At 63.1% G+C, this 19,994-nt stretch carries 17 protein-coding genes; 16 read left to right on the top strand and 1 reads right to left on the bottom strand.

Translation table 11 applies throughout. From position 1 onward, the window contains the following. The first annotated feature begins 11 nt into the window (after positions 1-11). From ACPWMG_RS26890 to ACPWMG_RS26845, 10 genes are all read left to right on the top strand, one after another. Positions 12-809, top strand: coding sequence for an SDR family oxidoreductase (locus tag ACPWMG_RS26890; RefSeq protein ID WP_483302529.1), 798 nt, complete (start codon positions 12-14; stop codon positions 807-809). Then, positions 802-2,466 (top strand): thiamine pyrophosphate-binding protein, encoded by a 1,665-nt coding sequence (locus tag ACPWMG_RS26885; RefSeq protein WP_483302528.1) that lies wholly within the window; start codon positions 802-804, stop codon positions 2,464-2,466. Before ACPWMG_RS26890 ends, ACPWMG_RS26885 begins: the two co-directional genes overlap by 8 nt. A 15-nt stretch (positions 2,467-2,481) precedes the next feature. Next, complete coding sequence (locus tag ACPWMG_RS26880) at positions 2,482-3,285, top strand: aspartate dehydrogenase (protein WP_483302527.1); 804 nt, start codon at positions 2,482-2,484, stop codon at positions 3,283-3,285. A gap of 9 nt (positions 3,286-3,294) precedes the next feature. Further along, positions 3,295-4,779, top strand: a complete 1,485-nt coding sequence (locus tag ACPWMG_RS26875) for an aldehyde dehydrogenase (protein ID WP_483302526.1) — start codon at positions 3,295-3,297, stop codon at positions 4,777-4,779. Between the two features lie 13 nt (positions 4,780-4,792). Further along, positions 4,793-5,761, top strand: coding sequence for a VOC family protein (locus ACPWMG_RS26870; protein WP_483302525.1), 969 nt, complete (start codon positions 4,793-4,795; stop codon positions 5,759-5,761). A 3-nt stretch (positions 5,762-5,764) separates the two neighbouring features. Then, on the top strand, positions 5,765-6,754 hold the full coding sequence (locus tag ACPWMG_RS26865; RefSeq protein WP_483302524.1) for a Bug family tripartite tricarboxylate transporter substrate binding protein: 990 nt from the start codon (positions 5,765-5,767) through the stop codon (positions 6,752-6,754). 63 nt (positions 6,755-6,817) lie between these two features. After that, the gene (locus ACPWMG_RS26860; RefSeq protein WP_483302523.1) at positions 6,818-7,816 is read left to right on the top strand and encodes a Bug family tripartite tricarboxylate transporter substrate binding protein; all 999 of its coding nucleotides are present in this window, start codon (positions 6,818-6,820) and stop codon (positions 7,814-7,816) included. Between the two features lie 32 nt (positions 7,817-7,848). Continuing rightward, a complete protein-coding gene (locus ACPWMG_RS26855) occupies positions 7,849-8,079 on the top strand; it encodes a recombinase-like helix-turn-helix domain-containing protein (RefSeq protein WP_483302522.1) in 231 nt (76 codons plus the stop codon). Positions 8,080-8,103: 24 nt separating this feature from the next. After that, on the top strand, positions 8,104-9,129 hold the full coding sequence (locus tag ACPWMG_RS26850) for a Rieske 2Fe-2S domain-containing protein (RefSeq protein ID WP_483302521.1): 1,026 nt from the start codon (positions 8,104-8,106) through the stop codon (positions 9,127-9,129). A 71-nt stretch (positions 9,130-9,200) separates the two neighbouring features. Then, positions 9,201-10,163, top strand: coding sequence for a PDR/VanB family oxidoreductase (locus tag ACPWMG_RS26845; RefSeq protein WP_483302520.1), 963 nt, complete (start codon positions 9,201-9,203; stop codon positions 10,161-10,163). Between the two features lie 64 nt (positions 10,164-10,227). Here the strand turns inward: ACPWMG_RS26845 and ACPWMG_RS26840 are convergent, their stop codons facing one another. Further along, positions 10,228-10,476, bottom strand: a complete 249-nt coding sequence (locus ACPWMG_RS26840) for a DUF2061 domain-containing protein (RefSeq protein ID WP_483302519.1) — start codon at positions 10,474-10,476, stop codon at positions 10,228-10,230. A 170-nt stretch (positions 10,477-10,646) separates the two neighbouring features. Here ACPWMG_RS26840 and ACPWMG_RS26835 point away from each other — a divergent pair, with 170 nt between their 5' ends. The 6 genes from ACPWMG_RS26835 to ACPWMG_RS26810 all read left to right on the top strand — a co-directional run bounded on the left by ACPWMG_RS26835 (position 10,647) and on the right by ACPWMG_RS26810 (position 19,993). Next, positions 10,647-11,687: an SPFH domain-containing protein gene (locus tag ACPWMG_RS26835; protein WP_483302518.1), complete on the top strand. Its 1,041-nt coding sequence runs from the start codon at positions 10,647-10,649 to the stop codon at positions 11,685-11,687. 68 nt (positions 11,688-11,755) lie between these two features. Beyond that, the gene (locus ACPWMG_RS26830) at positions 11,756-13,267 is read left to right on the top strand and encodes a DUF4178 domain-containing protein (protein ID WP_483302517.1); all 1,512 of its coding nucleotides are present in this window, start codon (positions 11,756-11,758) and stop codon (positions 13,265-13,267) included. A 52-nt stretch (positions 13,268-13,319) separates the two neighbouring features. Next, positions 13,320-13,538 carry a DUF350 domain-containing protein gene (locus ACPWMG_RS26825; RefSeq protein WP_483302516.1) on the top strand — a complete coding sequence of 73 codons (219 nt, stop codon included), beginning with the start codon at positions 13,320-13,322 and terminating at the stop codon, positions 13,536-13,538. A 48-nt stretch (positions 13,539-13,586) separates the two neighbouring features. Next, positions 13,587-15,158 (top strand): polyamine aminopropyltransferase, encoded by a 1,572-nt coding sequence (locus ACPWMG_RS26820; protein ID WP_483302515.1) that lies wholly within the window; start codon positions 13,587-13,589, stop codon positions 15,156-15,158. 90 nt (positions 15,159-15,248) lie between these two features. Further along, the gene (locus ACPWMG_RS26815; protein ID WP_483302514.1) at positions 15,249-19,001 is read left to right on the top strand and encodes a PAS domain S-box protein; all 3,753 of its coding nucleotides are present in this window, start codon (positions 15,249-15,251) and stop codon (positions 18,999-19,001) included. Beyond that, a complete protein-coding gene (locus ACPWMG_RS26810) occupies positions 18,998-19,993 on the top strand; it encodes a response regulator (protein WP_483302513.1) in 996 nt (331 codons plus the stop codon). The genes ACPWMG_RS26815 and ACPWMG_RS26810 overlap by 4 nt, the downstream gene beginning before the upstream one ends. Position 19,994 lies beyond the last annotated feature (1 nt).

Here is a 19,994-nt window from a genome sequence, read left to right as displayed (position 1 = left end):
ACTGAATTTTTATGCAAGCACTTAACCTGAACGGCCGCGTTGCCGTGGTCACCGGCGGCACCTCCGGCATTGGCTTGGCCACGGTCGAGCTGTTGCTGCAGCAGGGCGCCGCCGTCGCCATTTGCGGCCGCAATGCCGAGCGCCTGGCCTCTGCCGAAGCGCGCCTACGCGACCTGTTTCCACAAGCCAAGCTTTTCGCGGCCACCTGCGATGTGTTGTCCGAAGCTTCGGTCAAAGACTTTGCCGCGCAGACCCAAGCCGCACTCGGCGCCGTTTCTATTCTGGTGAACAACGCCGGCCAAGGCCGCGTCTCCACCTTTGCCGACACCACTGACGCCGCCTGGACGGAAGAGTTGCACCTGAAGTTCTTCTCGGTGATCTACCCCACCCGCGCTTTCTTGTCGCAACTGCAGCAGCACGCGGATGCAGCCATCGTATGCGTGAATTCGCTGCTGGCTGCGCAGCCAGAGCCGCACATGGTGGCCACCTCGGCCGCGCGCGCCGGCATCAAGAATTTGGTGCGCTCCATGGCCACCGAGTTCGCGCCCAAGGGCGTGCGCGTCAACGGCATTTTGGTCGGCCTGATCGAGTCCGGCCAATGGCGCCGCCGCTTTGAAGCGCGTGAAGACAAGACGCAAGACTGGGCCGCCTGGACTGGTGAGCTCGCCGCGCGCAAACGTATCCCCCTTGGCCGACTGGGCTTGCCCCAGGAAGCCGCCCAGGCCATTTTCTACCTGGCCTCTCCTCTGTCCTCCTACACCACGGGCAGCCATATCGATGTATCCGGAGGTCTATCCCACCATGCTTGAAACTAAACAAATCACCGTTGGCGCAGCTATCGCCGAATTCCTGGAGCAATGCGGCGTCAAGGCAGCCTTTGGCGTGATCTCCATCCACAACATGCCCATCCTGGACGCCTTCAACGACCGCGGCAACATCCGTTTCGTGATGGCGCGCGGCGAAGCCGGCGGCACCAACATGGCCGACGCCTACGCCCGCACCACGGGCAGCCTGGGCGTGTGCCTCACCAGCACCGGCACGGCAGCGGGTAACGCTGCTGGCGCCATGGTGGAGGCGCTCACGGCCGGCACGCCGCTGCTGCACATCACCGGCCAGATCGAGACCCAGTATCTCGACCAAAACCTGTCGTACATCCACGAAGCACCCGACCAGCTCACCATGCTGAAGGCCATCTCCAAGGCCGCCTTCCGCGTGCGCAGTGTCGAGACCGCCATCAGCACGCTGAAGCAAGCCGTGCAAGTGGCGTTGACCGCGCCCACCGGCCCCGTCAGCATCGAAATCCCGATCGACATCCAAGCCGCGCTGATCAACCGCCCCGCCGACCTGAGCCCGCTGCCCATCGGCGTGGCCGTGCCGCCCGCAGCCAGCCTTGATGCGCTGGCCGAACGCCTGCGCACGGCTCGCCGCCCCCTGCTGTGGCTGGGTGGTGGTGCACGCCACGCCGGCGCTGCCGTGGCCCGTCTCATGGACATGGGCATTGGTGTGGTCACCAGCACGCAAGGCCGTGGCATCGTGGCCGAAGACGACGTGCGCTCGCTCGGCGCCTACAACCTGCACAAGCCGGTCGAGAACTTCTACCAAACCTGCGACGCCATGCTGGTCGTGGGCTCGCGCCTGCGCGGTAATGAGACGCTGAAGTACCAACTCAAGCTGCCACGCCCGCTGTACCGTGCCGACGTGGACGGCTCCGCCGAAGGCCGTTGCTACGCCACCGACTACTTCGTGGCGGGTGACGCCAAGCTGGTGCTCGAAGGCCTGGCCGACCGCCTGGAAGGCAAGCTCAACATCGACCCGGCTTTCCAAGCCGATCTGCGCGCCGCCAAAGAGCAAGCCGAGAAGCTGCTGCTCGACGGCCTGGGCCCTTACACCACGCTGGTCGCCGCGCTGCAAAAAGCCGCTGGCCGCAAGTTCAACTGGGTGCGCGACGTCACGGTGTCCAACAGCACCTGGGGCAACCGCCAACTGCAAGTGTTTGAACCCACCGCTGGTGTGCACGCCCTGGGCGGCGGCATTGGCCAAGGCTTGGCGATGGGCATCGGCGCGGCCGTGGCCTCGGCGGTGACCGGCTCCGGCCGCAAAACCTTCAGCCTGTGCGGCGACGGCGGTTTTATCCTGAACCTGGGTGAGCTGGCCACCGCTGTGCAGGAAAACGCCCCCGTGGTTTACGTGCTGATGAACGACCAACGCTACGGCGTGATCCGCAATATCCAGGACGCGCAATACGGCGGCCGCCGTTGCTATGTCGACCTGCACACCCCCGACTACGCCGGTTTGACCGCTTCGCTGAAGCTGCCACACACCCGCGTGAGCGACTGGAGCGAACTGCCTGCCGCACTCGACAAGGCGAACTCGGCAACGGGCCCGTTCTTGCTGGAAATCGACATGCTGTCGATCGGCAACTTCACCACCGCGTTTGCTGGCCCTCCGACCAAAGTCCCTGCCTAACAAAGGATTGCGCTCATGTTGAAGATTGCCCTGATCGGTTGCGGCGCCATTGGCTCCTCGGTGCTGGAGTTGCTGCATGGCGATGCCGATGTGGCCGTGCAAAGTGTGATCGTGCCGCACGTCACCGATGCCATCAGCGCCACCGTGCAACGCTGGGCGCCTATGGCCAAGATCGCCAGCGCCGTGGGCCAGGGTGCCGACGCACCTGACCTGGTGGTCGAATGCGCGGGCCACAGCGCCATCGGTGAACACGTGGTGCCCGCGCTGCAGCGCGGCGTGCCCGCCGTGGTGGCCTCGGTCGGCGCCTTGAGCGAAGACGGCATGTTCGCCTCGCTCGAAGCCGCCGCGCGCCAGGGCAAGACGCAAGTGCAACTGCTGTCGGGCGCCATCGGTGCCATCGACGCACTGGCCGCTGCACGCATCGGCGGCCTGGACGAAGTGGTCTACACCGGCCGCAAGCCGCCGGGTGCCTGGAAGGGCACGCCGGGCGAAAAGGAATGCGACCTCGACAGCCTGAAGACCGCGCACCGCATCTTTGCAGGCAGCGCCGAGCGAGCCGCGCAGCTTTACCCCAAGAACGCCAACGTGGCGGCCACGCTGGCCCTGGCCGGCCTGGGCCTACAAGGCACCAAGGTCGAGCTGTACGCCGACCCCGGTGTGACCGAGAACGTGCACCACGTGGTGGCGCGCGGCGCCTTCGGCAGCTTCGAGCTGACCATGCGTGGCAAGCCTCTTGCTGCCAACCCCAAGACTTCGGCCCTGACCGTCTACAGCGCGGTTCGCGCCATTCACAACCGCGCACACGCGGTTGCGATCTGAGGAAACAACATGCTCATTACAGACAGCCAAGACCTGCTCCCCATCAACATCGGCGGCGAAATGCGCCTGGGTGGTGGCAGCGAGAGCAGCACCCTCTACCCCGCCACCGGCGAAGTGGTGGCCCGCCTGCGCGCCCCCAGCCTGGAAGACGTGAACGAGGCCATTGAACGTGCCGACCACGCCTTCCGCACCAGCGGCTGGGCGCAAAAGAAGCCACACGAACGTGCGGCCGTGCTGTACCGCGTGGCGCAAATCATCCGCGAACGTGCCGAGCCTTTGGCGCAACGCCAGCGCCTCGACAACGGCAAACCCATCTCTGAAACCCGCAACCTGGTGGCCAGTGCCGCAGGCACGTTCCAGTTCTTTGCCAGCGCTTGCGAAACACTGGAAGAAACGCTCACGCCTGCGCGCGGCGACTACATGACCATGAGCGTCTACGAGCCCATGGGTGTGGTGGCCGCCATCACGCCGTGGAACTCGCCCATCGCCAGCGAAGCGCAAAAGGTGGCGCCCGCTTTGGCCGCAGGCAACGCCGTGGTCATCAAGCCGGCCGAGGCCACGCCGCTGATGGCGCTGGAGCTGGCCGCCATTTGTGAAGAAGCCGGTGTGCCCAAGGGCATGCTGAGCGTGTTGCCCGGCCGTGGCTCGGTGATTGGCGATGCGATCACCAAACACCCGCTGGTGAAGCGTGTGTCGTTCACCGGCGGCACCAGCACCGGCAAACACATCGCCCACATCGCGGCCGACAAGATGATGCCGGTCTCGCTGGAGCTGGGCGGCAAGTCGGCCACCATGGTGCTGGCCGATGCCGATCTGGACCACGCCGTCAACGGCGTGTTGTTCGGCATCTTCAGCTCATCCGGTGAATCGTGCATTGCCGGCTCGCGCCTGTTTGTGGCGCGTGAACTGTATGCGCCTTTCATGGAACGTTTGAGCCAACGCGCCGCTGCTTTGCGCGTGGGCGACCCGGCCGACGAGCGCACCCAAATGGGCCCGCTCATCACCGCCAAACACCGCGAGTCGATCGAAGGCTATGTGGCCATGGGCCTGGGTGACGGCGCCACGCTGCGCACCGGTGGCAAGCGCCCCGACGGCGCCCTGTACGAGCGCGGCTACTACTACAGCCCGACCATTCTGGAAGGCGTGCAAAACACCGACGCCATCTGCCAGCAAGAAATCTTCGGCCCGGTGCTGGTCGCCATGCCGTTCGACAACGAAGACGCGTTGATCGAGCAGGCCAACGACAGCGTGTACGCGCTGGCTGCTGGCATCTGGACCAAGGACTACAAGCGCGCCTGGCGCATTGGCCGTGCGGTGCAAGCCGGCACGGTGTGGATCAACACCTACAAGCAGTTCTCCATTTCGACCCCATTTGGTGGCTGGCGCGACAGCGGCCTGGGCCGCGAAAAAGGACGCCTGGGCATCCTGCAATACATGGAACAAAAAGCCATGTACTGGGGCCTTAACGAGAACCCGCTCGGTTGGGCGAATTGAGATTGGAAAAATCATGAGCGTACTTGGCATTGACGAAATCACTTACGGGGCGGACAACCTACCCACGTGTCGCCGTTTCTTTCTGGACTGGGGTCTGCACCTGGTGTCGGAAACCGAAGACGAACTGACCTTTGAAACGCTGAACGGCTGCCGCGTGATCGTGGCTGCCAGCACCAAGGACGGCCTGCCGCCCGCGCTGGAAGCCGGCCCCACGCTGCGTGAAGTGGTCTGGGGCGTGGGCAGCGAGATCGACCTGCGCCGTTATGAAGACAACATCCGCAACGAGCCGGGCTTTGTGGGCAACGTGGCCGGGGCTGGCCGCATTGGCTGTACCGACCCCAACGGCCTGGCCGTGCGCCTGCAAGTCAGCCGCAAGCGTGATGTGCAGGTGGACAGCGCCGCCTACAACACCTGGAGCAAGAAGGACCGCATCAACCAGGCATCGCCCGCCTACGAGCGCGCCACGCCGATTGAAGTCGGTCACGTGGTGTTCTTCGTCAAAGACGTGGTGGCCTGCGAGAAGTTCTACTCCGAGCGTTTTGGTTTTGCCGCCTCTGACCGTTACCCCGGCCGTGGCGCTTTCTTGCGCTGCGCGCCCACTGGCGGCCACCACAACCTGTTCTTGCTGCAACGCCCCGCGGGCGATGCTGCGCTGAACCATGTGGCCTTCAAGGTGCGCGACATCCACGAAGTGTTTGGCGGTGGCATGCACATCTCGCGCTGCGGTTGGGAAACCCAACTCGGCCCGGGCCGTCACCCGATTTCTTCGGCCTACTTCTGGTACTTCAAGAGCCCGTCTGGCGCGCTGGTCGAGTACTACGCCGACGAAGACCAACTCACCGGCGAGTGGGAGCCACGTGCCTTCGAGCCCGGCCCCACGGTGTTTGCCGAGTGGGCCATCGATGGCGGCATTGACGGCAACACTCGCCGCCAAAAGGGTGCCGAGACTGCCAGCGGCAAATTCATCACCGACAGAAAGTAAACCATGCGACGCCTTGCTCTGAAACTCGTTCCGACCGCAGCACTGGCGTTGCTGGTGGCCGCTACCGCACACGCCCAGGGCGATGCGGTGGCCGCCTTGTCCGCGCAGCCGTTCAACATCGTGGCGCCTTTCCCACCGGGCGGCCCTATCGACTCCCTTTCGCGCATCCTGGCCACCGGCCTCACCGCGCGCTACAAACAGCCTGCCGTGGTGGACAACCGCACCGGCGCCAACGGCAACATCGGTATCGACCTGGTGAAGCGCGCCGCGCCCACCGGCCACACGCTGCTGGTGGTGCCCGCGGGCAACCTCACCATCAACCCCACGCTGATGCCCAAGCTGGGCTACAACGTGGATGCCGACTTTGTGCCCGTGGCCTCTATCGCCAAGGCCGCCAACGTGTTGGCCGTGAACCCAGCCGTGCCCGCCAACACCGTGGCCGAGCTGGTGGCCTTGTCCAAAGCCAAACCCAACAGCATGAGCTACGCCTCGCCCGGCGTGGGCAGTGGCCTGCATCTGGCGGGTGAGCTGTTCAAGCAGCAAAGCGGTGCCGACATCCTGCACGTGGCCTACAAGGGCTCGGCGCCTGGCTTGAACGACGTGCTGGGTGGCACGGTGCCGGTGATCATCGGCAACCTGCCCGCGCTGCTGCCGCACATCCAGTCTGGCAAGTTGCGCGCGCTGGCCGTGACCGACCCGCAACGTTCGCCCGCATTACCCAACGTGCCCACGCTGGGTGAAGCTGGCGTGAAGGGTGTGCAAGTCACCTCCTGGTATGGCGTGCTCGCACCCAAGGGCACACCACCCGCCGTGGCCGCGCAATTGGCCAAAGACGTGACCGAAATTTTTGGCGACAAGGCCACACAAGCCCAACTGCAAAAGCAGGGCCTGGAAGTGTGGATCAACACCGGCAGCGCGTTCGGCGATTTGATCCGTGCCGAGGCCGCCACCTGGGCGCCCATCATCAAGAGCCGCAACATCGTGGCCGAGTAAGTTGCCTTCCCCATAAAACCGAATTCCCCAACAAAAACCGTATCCCCCCTGAAAGGCGTCTTCATGAACAGCTCTCGTCGTCAAGCTTTCGTCCTCGCTACCGTCTCCACGGTTGCCACTGCGCTGTGCGCGTTGTTTGGCGCCGGTAGCGCGCTGGCCCAGGCCTATCCCGCCAAGCCCATCACCATCGTGGTGGCCTACCCCGCCGGTGGCGACACCGATGCCATGGCGCGTTTGTACGCCGAGCAGTTGCAGCACAAGCTGGGTCAGCCCGTGCTGGTGGACAACAAACCCGGTGCCAGTGGCACCATCGGCGCCGCCTTCGTCGCCAAGTCCAAGCCCGATGGCTACACCTTGTTGATGGCGCCCAGCACGTTCTCCATCGCCCAATTGGTGCTGAAGACCGGCTCTGGCTCAGCCTACGACGAAGTCAACAGCTTTGCGCCCATCGTCATGACCGGCGTGCAACCGCTGTTCCTGGCGGTGAACACCGCCTCTGGCGCCAAAGACACGGCTGACCTGGTCAACCAGTCGAAGGCCAAGCCACTGTCTTACGCCAGCCCTGGCAGCGGCTCGCCCATGCACATCCTGGGTGAAATGTTCAACAAGGCCACCGGCGCCAAGTTGTCGCACGTGCCTTACCGTGGCGTGGCGCCTGCCATCAACGACGTGTTGGGCGGCCACGTGCCGGCCACCTTCATCACCTACGGCCCTGTGGCGCCGTACCTGGCGGGCGGCAAGATGAAGCTGTTGGCCGTGGCCGACCCACAGCGCTCGTCGCTTGCACCGAACGTGCCGACCCTCGCCGAACAAGGCTTCAAGGGTGTGGACGTGGGTGCCTGGCAAGGCATCTTCGCGCCAGCGGGCACGCCGCCCGAGATCGTCAAGCTGCTGAACACCCACATGAACGACGTGTTGAAGATGCCTGAAATCGTCTCCAAGATGGCCGTGTTTGGCGCGCTGCCCGCCGGTGGCGAACCCGCGCGTTTGGCCAAGGCCAATGCCGATGACAACGTCCGCTTCGGAAAAATCATCAAAGAGCTGGGCATCCAGGCCGACTAAGCCTGCTGCCTGATCAGCCGAAAGGAAACCCCATGTCTAACGCCCCTACTGACCGTTACCTCGAACCCCACCAGGCGCGCCGCCGTGCGCCCACCACCTTTGAAGATCTGTTGGGCGACGCCATCGAGCGCGCATTTGCCCAAGGGGCGCACACCTTGCCTGAGCTGGTGGCTTGCCTCAACCGCACCGGTCCGTCTGCCGAAAACGGCGAACCCTGGACGGAGCAAAGCTATCAAGACCTGATGGCCCGCCTGAGCAAGTAACTTCAATCGATTCGAGAGATTCCTATGAACGCCACCATTCCAATCCACGCCGACCCGGTTGATGCCTTGCTCACCGTCGGTTTGAAGAACCTCTGGTATCCCATTTGCCCATCCGAATTCATCGGTGAACGGGCGATCTCGCTGCGCCGCCTGGGCAAGAAGATTGCGCTCTGGCGCGATGCCAGCGGTACGCTGCATGCGCTGGAAGACCACTGTCCACACCGCGGCGCGCCGTTGTCGCAAGGCGTGGTGCTGGGCGACCGCCTGGCCTGCCCGTACCACGGCGTGGAAGTGCGCTGCGACGGCACCGTCACCAAGGTGCCCGGCAGCCCCGGCTGCAAGCTCGAAGGCTCGCGCGCCGCGCTGTCGTTCCACGTGCAAGAGCAACACGGCACCGTGTTCCTCTACAACAGCGACACCAACGTGGAAACACCACCACCCATGACGCTGCCCGAAGAGCTGTCGTCGGCCGAGTACTCCAACTTCCTCTGCTACGCTGAGTGGAAGGGCGACTACCGCTACGCACTCGACAACGTGATGGACCCGATGCATGGCACCTTCCTGCACAAGCAGTCGCACTCCATGGCCGAAGGCGACAACACCGCCACGTTCCAGATCCGCGAAACCGACATTGGTTTTGTGTTCGAGAAGGTTGGCCAGCGCGGCGTGAACTTCGACTGGACCGAATGGGCCAGCACCGGATTGCACTGGATGCGTTTGGAAATTCCGTACCCCAAGACCGGCGGCCCTGGCGGTAACTTCGGCATCGTGGGCTGCGCCACGCCCATCAGCCCCAACCTGGTGGCGGTGTTCTTCTGGCGCTGCCGCAAGGTCTCCGGCTGGCAGCGCGACACCTGGCGCTTCTTGTACCGCAACCGGCTGGAAGCGCGCCACTGGGCGGTATTGGAGCAAGATCGGGTTATGCTCGAACAAATGGAGCCAGACGCCAACACGCGCGAGCATCTCTACCAGCACGACATCGGCCTCGTGCGCCTGCGCCGTCACCTGCGCCGGCTGGCCGACGAACAACTGGAAGCGGCGAACTCGTAACTCCATGAGACGCAGCATCGGCGACGCTGTTCGCCGATGCCATGTATAGATACCGATAGAGTTTCCCCACCATGTCCACGACCACCCTCAACGCTTTTGTGCACACGCTGCGCTTTGAAGCTACCGACATCATCAGCATCGAACTGCGCCCAGCGCCAGGCGTTGTGTTTCCGACCTTCGAGGCCGGTTCACACATCGACCTGCACTTGCCCAACGGCATGGTGCGCAACTACTCGCTGCTGAACCAGCCGGGCGAAGAAGGTCGGTACGTGATTGGCGTGTTGAAAGACGCGGCCAGCCGTGGTGGTTCGCGCAGCGTGCACCAGGACCTGCGTGTGGGCATGACGCTGCCGATCTCGGCGCCGCGCAACAACTTCAAGCTGCACGAAGACGCCACACACTCGGTGCTGGTGGCCGGTGGTATTGGGGTCACGCCGATCTTGAGCATGGCGCGCCGCCTGAAGCAATTGGGCCGTCCGTTCGAAGTGCTGTACTTCGCCCGCTCACGGGCTAATGCGGCCTTTGTGGCCGAGCTGGAAGCGTTGGGCGCGCCGCTGCTGTTCCACTTCAACGACGAAAAGGGCGCGCCGCCCGACTTGAACGTGCTGCTCGCCAGCCGTGGCCCCGATGCCAACACGCATTACTACGCTTGCGGCCCGGCCGTGATGCTGGACGCTTTTGAATCGGTGTGCGCCAAGCTGGGCCACACGCAGGCACACATCGAACGCTTTGCGGCTGTGGAAGTGGCGGCCTCCAGCGAGGCCCGCAGCACCTATGTGGTCGAACTCAAGCGCAGCAACCGCAGCTTCACCATCACCCCCGAGAAGCCCCTCTTGGCCACGTTGCTCGACGAAGGCATCGACGTGCCCTACAGCTGCAGTGAAGGCATTTGCGGCACCTGCGAAACCAAGGTGCTGGCCGGCGAACCCGACCACCGCGACTCGGTGTTGAGCCCGAAGGAAAAGGCCGCCAACAAGGCGATGATGGTGTGTGTGTCGGGATGCAAGAGCGCGACCTTGGTGCTCGATCTTTAAGTTAGTCGGCACTCAAAAACAAGGCGACCCCAGTGGTCGCCTTTTTGTTGCGCGCTGGGGGGTATCAGGTGGCTGTGGCCAGTGCGGTGCTCTGCGCCGCAGCCGCGCGTTTGCCGCCCCAACGTTGCCAGGCCTTCTCGTGGAAGAAGAACGCAAACGCCTGCACTGTTGGTTCTAACAGGCTTAGCGTGATGGCCACCCAGAAGTTCCCGGTCACCGCGTAAGCCACCAGCGAGGCCACGAACACGTGCACCACGTAGTAGCTGGCGGTCTTCTTCAGAGTGGGCAGGTTGGCGATGGCAAATTGGCGCATGGTGGGCTCCTGAAAGGCGGTGGTGAAACGTTGATTGGTGTTTTCTATCGAAGTGGGTTAATGATATTGGTTCTCAATTGAGAGGGCCAATTGCTTTTGTCTAAAGGGCTCATAGAGACTTAGTGCGCAGGTATCATGCCCCGACCTTTGCCCACCTGAGGAGACACACCATGGCTTTGATGGATTTCATTCGCAAGCAGTTCATCGACATCATCCAGTGGACCGAGAGTGACGACGGCACCTTGGCCTGGCGCTTCCCCATGGCCGAGATGGAGATCCAGAACGGCGCCTCGCTCACGGTGCGCGAATCGCAGATGGCCGTCTTCGTCAACGAAGGCAAAGTGGCGGACGTGTTTGGCCCCGGCATGTACAAGCTGTCCACGCAGACGCTGCCGGTGCTCACCTACCTGAAGAACTGGGACAAGCTTTTTGAGTCCCCGTTCAAGAGCGACGTCTACTTCTTCAGCACACGCCAACAGGTGGACCAGAAGTGGGGCACGCCGCAACCCATCACCATCCGCGACAAAGACTTTGGTGCCGTGCGCCTGCGCGCCTTCGGCAACTTCAATTTCCGTGTGGCCGACCCCAAACTCTTCCACACCGAAATCTCAGGCACGCGTGACCAATACACAGTGGAAGACCTGGACGGCCAACTGCGTGGCCTGGTGCTGCAAAACATCAGCAACGCCATCGCCGCCAGCGGCATTCCGTTCCTCGACCTCGCGGCCAACCTGATCATGTTTGCGCAGGCGCTTACGCAGCAACTGCTGCCCGAGTTCGCCAAGATCGGCCTGAAGCTGGAAGGGTTGACGGTGCAGAGCGTGTCGCTGCCCGAAGAGCTGCAAAAGATTCTCGACCAGAAGATCGGCATGGGCATGGTGGGCAACGACATGGGCAAGTTCATGCAGTACCAAACCGCGCAGGCCATTCCGAAGTTTGCCGAAGGCGCGGGTGGCGGCGGCGGTGTGGCGGGCGACGCCATGGGCCTGGGCGCGGGTGTGGCCTTGGGCCAAGTGCTTGCGCAAAACCTGCAGGCTGGTTTGCAGGCGGCACCTGCTGCCGCCGCGTCGGCCGCTGCAGCATCTGTTGGTGTGCGACCAGACGAAGTGATGGCCACGCTGGAGAAGCTGGGCGAGTTGAAAACCAAGGGCATCCTCACGCAAGAAGAGTTTGATGCGAAGAAGGCCGAGCTTTTGAAGAAGCTGGTTTAACATTCAAAATTAATAGCTGCCATCGCAGCTAGTTCAAGCCTAAAAGGCCAAAAAAGCTTAAAGAAATAATGGCCGGCGAATCTTCCCAACGCAGCTACCGCGCGCCCTGCCCCGGTTGTGGCGCGCCGGTGGAATTTCGCAGCGCCCAGTCAACCCACGCGGTCTGCGCCTATTGCCACAGCACGGTGGTACGCAGTGGCGAGGTGCTGCAGCGTGTGGGCAAGATGGCCGAGCTGTTTGACGACCACAGCCCGCTGCAGCTCATGGCCAGCGGGCGCATTCTTTTCCAGGAACGCAACCAGGCCTTCACGCTCATTGGCCGCCTGCAGTACCAGGGCGACAGTGGCCCGTGGGCCGAGTGGATTGCCATCTTTGAAGACGGCACCACCGCCTCGCTGAGCGAAGACAACGGCGCCTACGTGTTCAGCCGCCCGCGCGAGCCAGGGCGGGAAGTGCCAGCCGCCGACCACCTGCGCGTGGGCATGACCACCTCGTTTGGCGGCAAGTCGTACAGCGTGGCCAGCAACGTCACGGCGCGTTTGGTTTCGGCCGAAGGCGAGTTGCCCAAACTGCCGCCTTTGGGCCAGCCGTTCACGGTGGTGGAGCTGCGCTCGGAAGACGGCGAGGTGCTGAGCATCGACTACGGCGCCAACCCGCCGCGGCTCGAATCCGGCCGCTCGGTGGCGCTGGAAGAGCTGGCGCTGACGGGGCTGAAAGACACGTCCACCAAAGAAGAAACAGGCCGCCAATTCAACTGCCCGAATTGCGGCGCACCGGTCGAGGTCAAACTCAGCAGCACCAAAAGCCTGACCTGCCGCGCCTGCAACAGCCTCATCGATTTGACCCAAGGCGTGGGCGGCGAGTTGTTCCACGCCGAGCAAGACGAGCCGGTGCAATTGCTCATTCCGCTGGGCAGCAAAGGCACGCTTGAAGGTGTGGCCTGGCAGGTGGTGGGTTTTCAGCACCGCATGGGCGCCGAGCCGGGCGACGACGAGTTGTTTGGCTGGGAAGAGTATTTGCTCTACAACCTGCAGCGCGGCTTTGCGTTTCTGGTGGACTCGGAAGACGGTTGGAGTTTGGTGCGCCCGGCCACCGGTGCGCCCAAGCTGGAGGCGGGCGAAAGGGTGGCGCGTTACCTGGGAAAAAGCTACAGCCTGCAATACCAGTACAACGCCGAAACCACCTACGTGGCCGGCGAGTTTTACTGGCCCGTGGTGCGCGGCCAGAAGACCTATAACCGCGACTTTGGCAACGGTAATGCTTTGCTGTCGATGGAGCAAAGCCCGCGCGAAATCACCTGGAGCGTGGGCAACAAAATCAACAGCGACAAGGTGGTCGAAGCCTTCAAGCTGCAAGGCAAAGCTGAGGCCGCGCGCCGGCGGGATGCCGCGCCGCTGAACATCGACTTGGGCGGTGGCGTGCGCAAAGGCATTGGCTGCGGCACCATCATCCTCATTCTGGTGATCTTGTTGATCGTGCTGGTGTTGATGAACAGTTGCAGTGGGTCATCTGGCAGCACCTACTACCGCAGCTCGGGCGGTTCGTCTGGCGGGTATTCATCCGGCGGCGGCCACAAGTAGATATTTTTCAGTCGTTTATTCAGTTGTTTAAATAGTTTCTAAGGAGCACCTCATGGAACTCGAATGGTTGCGGCCCGCCGCAGTTTTTGGCTCGATCTTGTTCGCCTTGATTGGCGTGCTGGTGTTCTGGCTGTGTTTCATCATCATCGACAAGATCACACCCTACGACCTGTGGGTGGAAATTGTGGAAAAGCAAAACCGCGCGCTGGCGCTGGTGGTGGCCGCGATGTGCCTGGGCATCAGCATCATCGTGGCGGCGGCCATTCACTGAGTTGATGTTCTTCGCATGAGCAGCACGTTGCCTCCGGTCTCTACACCCATGCCCACACCCACGTCTGAAGCGGCGGTGGGCGCACGCCCTATCGACGTGGCGCTGCTGGCCAGCGTGTTTGTGATTGCGGCGTGTGGCTTGTTGTACGAACTGTCGGCTGGCGCGCTGGCGTCGTACCTGCTGGGCGACTCGGTGCTGCAGTTCAGCACGGTGATTGGCGCCTACCTGTTCGCCATGGGCATAGGCTCGTGGTTGTCGCGCTACTTTGAGCGGCAGTTGCCCGCGCACTTCCTGCGCATTGAGCTGCTCGTGGCGCTGGTGGGCGGCGCGTTGCCCGCCATTTTGTTTGTGGCCAATGCCTACGCGCCCGGCACCTTCCGTGTGCTGCTCTACGGGATGGTGCTGTTGGTGGGCACGCTGGTGGGCTTGGAGATTCCGCTGGTCATGCGCATCTTGAAGCGCAACGTGGTCTTCAAAGACCTGGTGTCGCAGGTGCTGACATTCGACTACCTGGGCGCGTTGGCAGTGTCGCTGGCGTTTCCGTTGCTGCTGGTGCCGCAGCTTGGTTTGATCCGCACCGGGCTGTTGTTTGGCTTGATGAATGGCGCCGTGGCGGTGTGGGCGCTGTGGCTGTTTCGGCACGAGCTGCGCCAGTTCAAAGCGCACGCCACGGCCTGTGTTTTGGTGCTGGCCGCGCTGCTGGCGGGCCTGCTGGGCGCAGAGCACATCACGCGCTTTGCTGAAGACAAGTTCTACCACGACCGCATTGTGCTCAGCTCCGCATCGCCCTACCAACGCATCGTGGTGACCAACGGCCACGGCGGGGTGCGCTTGTTCTTGAATGGCAACCTGCAGTTTGCCGAGCGTGACGAATACCGTTACCACGAGGCCTTGGTGCATCCGGTGATGCTGGCGCACGGCGCGCCCAAACGTGTGGCCGTGCTGGGCGGTGGCGACGGCATGGCGGTGCGCGAGATCTTGAAATACCCGTCGGTTGAATCGGTCACGCTGGTGGAACTAGACCCGGCGATGACGAGCCTGTTCCACGACAACCCCATGCTCAAGCGCCTCAACGCCGACTCCCTGCACAACCCGAAAGTGCACGTGGTCAACGCCGACGCATTCCAGTGGCTGCAAAACACACCGGAGATGTTTGACGTGATCGTGGTCGACTTTCCCGACCCCACCAACTTCTCCATCGGCAAGCTCTACACCAACAGCTTTTACGCGCTGCTGGATGCCCACCTGGCCGCTAGCGGCTACGCCGTGGTGCAAACCACCTCGCCCTTGGTGGCGCGGCAAAGTTTCTGGACGGTGGTGCAAACCATTGAGTCGGTGGGCCTGACGGCCACGCCGTACCACGCGCATGTGCCGAGCTTTGGCGAATGGGGTTTTGTGGTGGCCAGCCACCGGCCGTGGAGGGTGCCAAGCGCAACGGGCAAGACGGGTATTGGGGCGTCTGCGTGGCCCACGGGCCTGAAGTTTCTGGCGCCCGATAACCTGCCGCTATTGTTTTCTTTTCCCTTGGACATGGCACGCGTGCCAGCCGAAGTCAATCGGTTATCCAACCAGGTTTTGGTCAACACCTACGAACGGGAGTGGGGAAACGTGACAAATTGAGGTTCGTAGGCGAAAGAAACAATTACAAATTGACACTAAATTTCAGCAAAAACCTGAAAATACGTTGTCCGGTCAAAACCTCCAATTTTTATGCTAGAGCAATTTTTCGTCATGGGTCTGCCGCAAGACACCCTCTTATGGGTGCAGCACGACGCCGCTCTGGTCGCCCTCTCGGTGGTGTTGGCGATTGCGGCATCGACCATGGCCTTGCACATGGCCTCGGTGGCGCAAATCGCACAAACCGCTGCCACCCGTCTTACCGCTTGGACCACCGGCGCGCTGGCGCTGGGCAGCGGCATCTGGGCCATGCACTTTGTCGGCATGCTGGCCTATCAAGTCTGCGCCCACGGCACGTTCGATCCGCTGATCACTGCGGTCTCCATGGCGCCCAGCGTGCTCGCTTCTTTGGTCGCGTTGCGGCTGCTGACGCAGCCCTCAATAGGCCGCCGCCAACTCATCATCGGCGGTGTGTTGGTGGGCGCGGGCATTGGCACCATGCACTACCTGGGCATGGCCGCGTCGTCGCTGATGGATGTGATGCGCTACGACCCGTGGTGGTTTCTGGCCTCCATCGTGGTGGCCGTGGTGCTGGCGGTGGTGGCGCTGGCGGTGCGCTCCAAACTGCAGGCGCTGTTCAACCTGCGGCGCTGGGTGGTGTCTTCCATCTCCGGCGTGGTGATGGGGTTGGCGATTGCGGGCATGCACTACACCGGTATGGCCGCACTGCGTTTTGTGGGCCCTGTAGAGGTCAGCACAGCTTCGCACGGCAGCGCGTTGGCGTTGCCCATCACGCTGGTGACGATTGCCGTGTCGATCCTGGTCATCGCCATCAACAGCATGCTGCGTTACCGCCAGCTTTACCTGCAACTGCACATGGGCGAGTCGCGGCTGCGCGCGCTGGTGGACACAGCGGTGGACGGCATCATCATGGCCGACGCACGCGGCAAGATCCAAAGCTTCAACGGCGCAGCCGAGCGTATGTTGGGCTGGCGCGCCGATGAAATCATTGGCAAAGACATCACCACCATCATGCCGCCCGCCGCCAAGGCAATCCGCAACGAGGCGCTGCAATACTTTTTGGCGAGTGGTGACGACGAACGTTTTCGCCAGGGCCGAGACACCGAAGCCCAGCACAAAGACGGCCGCACGGTGCCCGTGCGCATGGCCGTGGGCAAGGTCGACATTCCGGGCCAGCAATTGTTGGTGGGCTTCCTGACCGACATTTCGGTGCGCCGCGACATGGAGCAAACCTTGCGCCGCAACGAAGAGCAGTTCCGCTCGCTCATCAGCAACATTCCTGGTGTGACCTTCCGTTGCCGCAACGACCGCATGTGGTCGATGCTGTTCATCAGCGACTCCGTGAGCGCGTTGACCGGCTGGACGCCCGAAGACTTCCTGGAGAACCGCATTTACTGTGCGCAGTTGATGCATGCAGACGACGTCGAGCGCGTCACGCAGGTGATCTCCGACGCACTGGCACTGGGTGAGCCTTACAACGTCGAGTACCGCCTGTTCCACCGCAGTGGGCAAATGCGCTGGATCACCGAAAGCGGCCGGGGCGGCGAGAGCGACGCGGCCGGCAAGCCGCAGTGGATCGACGGGGTGATGATCGACAACACCGCCGCCAAAGCGCGCAATGCCGAGTTTGAGGGCACGGTCAATGCCATCAGCCGCGCGCTGTCGGTGATCGAGTTCGACCTTCAAGGCCGTGTGCTCACCGCCAACCAAAACTACTTGGACTTGATGGGCTACACCCTGGCCGAAATCCAGGGCCAGCACCACAGCTTGTTCTGTACACCCGAGTACGTGCAACACGCCGCCTACCGCGCCTTCTGGGATCGCCTGTCGCGTGGCCAGTTCTTGGCCGACGAGTATTTGCGCCTGGGCAAAGGCGGGCGCGAAGTGTGGATTCAGGCCACCTACAACCCGATCTTCGACGCCGAAGGCAAACCCTTCAAGGTGGTGAAGTTCGCCACCGACCTGAGCCAACGCCGCGCCATGGAAGTCGAGCTGCGCGGCGCCAAAGAGCGCGCTGAATCGGCCGCCGCCGCACGCGGCACCTTCCTGGCCAACATGAGCCACGAAATCCGCACGCCGATGAACGCCATCATCGGCTTCACCGAGGCGCTGCTCGACACGCAGCTTGACCCCACACAACGCCGCCACCTGGGCACGGTGCACTACGCCTCGCGCTCCATGCTGCGCTTGCTGAACGACATTCTCGACACCGCCAAGCTGGAGAAGGGCGCTGTAGAGCTGGAGATTGACGACTTCTCGCTGCGCGAACTGTGCGACCAGATCCAATCTTCGCTGCGCATCACCGCCGCCAAGAAGGGCCTGGAGCTGGTCGTCGACTACCCTGCAGATGTGCCTGGCGCGTTCCGCTCCGACGCCATGCGTGTGCAGCAAATTTTGCTGAACCTGCTGGGCAACGCCATCAAGTTCACGCAGAGCGGTAGCGTGACGTTGCGCGTCGGTTATGTCGAAGCCGTGACGGTGCTGGAAGTCATCGACACCGGCATCGGCATTGAAGCTGCGAGCCTGGAACGCATCTTCGACCCGTTTGCGCAGGCTGATGTGTCGACCACGCGGCAATACGGCGGCACCGGCCTGGGCACCACCATCTCGCGCCAGTTGGCCGAGTTGATGGGCGGCTCGATTGAAGCCACCAGCGTGGTCGGCCAGGGCAGCACCTTCCGCGTGCGCCTGGCCATGCCGCTGGCGCAAGAAATCGCCAAGGTGAACCAAAGCCCCACCGCACGCACCTACCTGCCCAACCTGCACGTGCTGGCGGTGGACGACGTGCCGCACAACCTGGAGCTGCTGCAAATCCACCTGGCGCGCGGCCACCACACCGTCACGCTGGCGGAAGACGGCGCGCTGGCGGTGGAAGCCTTCATGGCAGAGAAGTTCGACATCGTGCTGATGGACTTGCAAATGCCCGAGGTCGATGGCCTGGAGGCCACGCGCCGTATCCGCGCCTATGAGCAAACCCACGGCTTGAAGCGTGTGCCCATCATCGCGTTGTCGGCCAGCGTGATGGAGCAAGACCGGCGCAACGCGCTGGCTGCCGGCATGGACGGCTTCGCCAGCAAGCCGCTGGAGCCGGGGCGCCTGCAGCTGGAGATGGCGCGGGTGCTAGGCATCCGCACCAAAGCGATTGACGACCCCGAGACCCGCCCCGCCACCTTGGCGTCGATCACCAGCAACAAGGCGGCCAGCAAGAAGCCCGTGCCGCCCATCGACTGGAACCGCGGCGTGCGTCTGTGGGCGCAGGAGTCGCTGCTGCGCGAAGCCATTGAACGCTTCATGCGCGAACACGTGAGCCTGCCCGAGCAATTGCAGTCGCTACACGACAAGCGCGATTGGCAACGCCTGCGCGCAGTGGCGCACCGCGTACGCGGCGTGGCCGGCAACCTGGCGTTGGGGCCGCTGCAAGACTGTGCTGAAAAATTGGAAGCCGCAGCGGCGGCGGTGGATGTGCCGGCCATGCAAGACCAGATCTTCGACTTGCCTGAACTGCTGCTCGCCGTGCAGCAAAGCATAGACCCCGCACAATCGCCTGCGGTGGCACCCGCTGTGACGGCGGAGGCCGAGGCCACCGTGGTGCTGACCGATGCCCAGCGCGTCGACGTGCTGCGGGCGATGGACGACATGGCCCAGGCATTGACGCGTGGTGAATTGGTGGACACCTCGCTGCAAGCGCTGGAAACCCACTTGCCTGCCCTCTGCCTGGAGCCCTTGCGCGAAGCGCTCGACACTTTTAACTTTGACCAGGCGCAACAACTGCTCGTGCAGCTACGCGCCCATTGGTCTGCAGACCGCAAGGAATTGACGACATGAGCACGCTTCCAGACGAGCGCCAGCGCTTGCTTCTGGTGGACGACGAACCCACCAACCTGCAGGTGCTGCGCCAAGTACTGGGTGCCGACTACCGGTTGCTGTTTGCCACAGACGGTGCGCGCGCCCTGCAGCTTGCCAAAGAGCAACGCCCCGACCTCATCCTGCTCGACATCATGATGCCGCAGACCAACGGTTATGCGGTGTGCCGCGCCTTGAAGGCTGACCCGGTGACGGCGGCTATTCCGGTGATCTTCGTGACTGCCTTGTCCGACAGCCAGGACGAGGCCGAGGGTTTTGACGCGGGCGGTGTGGACTACATCACCAAGCCCATCAGCGCGGCCGTGGTGCGTGCACGCGTGCGCACCCACTTGTCGTTGGTGCGTGTGGACGAGCTGCGTGAGTCGCGCCTGCAAATCGTGCAGCGCCTGGGGCGAGCGGCTGAGTACAAAGACAATGAGACCGGCATGCACGTGATCCGCATGAGCCACTACGCCAAGCTGCTGGCGCTGGCTGCGGGGGCGTCGCCGGCCTGGGCGGAAGAGTTGCTGATCGCCGCGCCCATGCACGACATTGGCAAGATCGGCATTCCCGATGCGGTGCTGCGCAAGCCCGGCCCGCTGGATGCGGACGAGTGGGATGTGATGCGCCAACATCCCCGCATCGGCGCTGAAATTCTGGGACTGGACAACCCCACCGGCTTGCTGCGCATGGCCAGCACCATCGCCCACACACACCACGAAAAATGGGACGGCAATGGTTACCCGCAAGGCTTGGCCGGCGAGGCCATTCCGCTGGAGTCGCGCATCATCGCCATCGCCGATGTGTTTGACGCCCTGACCACGCGCCGCCCCTACAAAGAGCCCTGGGCGCCCGAGGCCGCCATGGCCTACATCGTGGAGCAAAGTGGCAAACACTTCGACCCCACCTTGACGCCACTGTTTGCCGCCCTGCTGCCGCAGTTGCTGGAAATCCGCAGCCGCTGGGCTGACTAAC

This window comes from Hydrophilobacter chitinilyticus (assembly GCF_049860745.1).
Classification (GTDB): Bacteria; Pseudomonadota; Gammaproteobacteria; order Burkholderiales; family Burkholderiaceae_C; genus Rhodoferax_B.
Note: the sequence above shows the minus strand (reverse complement) of the source record. Positions and strands in the feature narration are given on the sequence as shown.

Excerpts from the sequence above, each read along its gene's own strand:
- ACPWMG_RS26890 (WP_483302529.1), top strand. The coding sequence starts at position 12 with ATGCAAGCACTTAACCTGAACGGCCGCGTTGCCGTGGTCACCGGCGGC.
- ACPWMG_RS26885 (WP_483302528.1), top strand. The coding sequence starts at position 802 with ATGCTTGAAACTAAACAAATCACCGTTGGCGCAGCTATCGCCGAATTC.
- ACPWMG_RS26880 (WP_483302527.1), top strand. The coding sequence starts at position 2,482 with ATGTTGAAGATTGCCCTGATCGGTTGCGGCGCCATTGGCTCCTCGGTG.
- ACPWMG_RS26875 (WP_483302526.1), top strand. The coding sequence starts at position 3,295 with ATGCTCATTACAGACAGCCAAGACCTGCTCCCCATCAACATCGGCGGC.
- ACPWMG_RS26870 (WP_483302525.1), top strand. The coding sequence starts at position 4,793 with ATGAGCGTACTTGGCATTGACGAAATCACTTACGGGGCGGACAACCTA.
- ACPWMG_RS26865 (WP_483302524.1), top strand. The coding sequence starts at position 5,765 with ATGCGACGCCTTGCTCTGAAACTCGTTCCGACCGCAGCACTGGCGTTG.
- ACPWMG_RS26860 (WP_483302523.1), top strand. The coding sequence starts at position 6,818 with ATGAACAGCTCTCGTCGTCAAGCTTTCGTCCTCGCTACCGTCTCCACG.
- ACPWMG_RS26855 (WP_483302522.1), top strand. The coding sequence starts at position 7,849 with ATGTCTAACGCCCCTACTGACCGTTACCTCGAACCCCACCAGGCGCGC.
- ACPWMG_RS26850 (WP_483302521.1), top strand. The coding sequence starts at position 8,104 with ATGAACGCCACCATTCCAATCCACGCCGACCCGGTTGATGCCTTGCTC.
- ACPWMG_RS26845 (WP_483302520.1), top strand. The coding sequence starts at position 9,201 with ATGTCCACGACCACCCTCAACGCTTTTGTGCACACGCTGCGCTTTGAA.
- ACPWMG_RS26840 (WP_483302519.1), bottom strand. The coding sequence starts at position 10,476 with ATGCGCCAATTTGCCATCGCCAACCTGCCCACTCTGAAGAAGACCGCC.
- ACPWMG_RS26835 (WP_483302518.1), top strand. The coding sequence starts at position 10,647 with ATGGCTTTGATGGATTTCATTCGCAAGCAGTTCATCGACATCATCCAG.
- ACPWMG_RS26830 (WP_483302517.1), top strand. The coding sequence starts at position 11,756 with ATGGCCGGCGAATCTTCCCAACGCAGCTACCGCGCGCCCTGCCCCGGT.
- ACPWMG_RS26825 (WP_483302516.1), top strand. The coding sequence starts at position 13,320 with ATGGAACTCGAATGGTTGCGGCCCGCCGCAGTTTTTGGCTCGATCTTG.
- ACPWMG_RS26820 (WP_483302515.1), top strand. The coding sequence starts at position 13,587 with ATGCCCACACCCACGTCTGAAGCGGCGGTGGGCGCACGCCCTATCGAC.
- ACPWMG_RS26815 (WP_483302514.1), top strand. The coding sequence starts at position 15,249 with ATGCTAGAGCAATTTTTCGTCATGGGTCTGCCGCAAGACACCCTCTTA.
- ACPWMG_RS26810 (WP_483302513.1), top strand. The coding sequence starts at position 18,998 with ATGAGCACGCTTCCAGACGAGCGCCAGCGCTTGCTTCTGGTGGACGAC.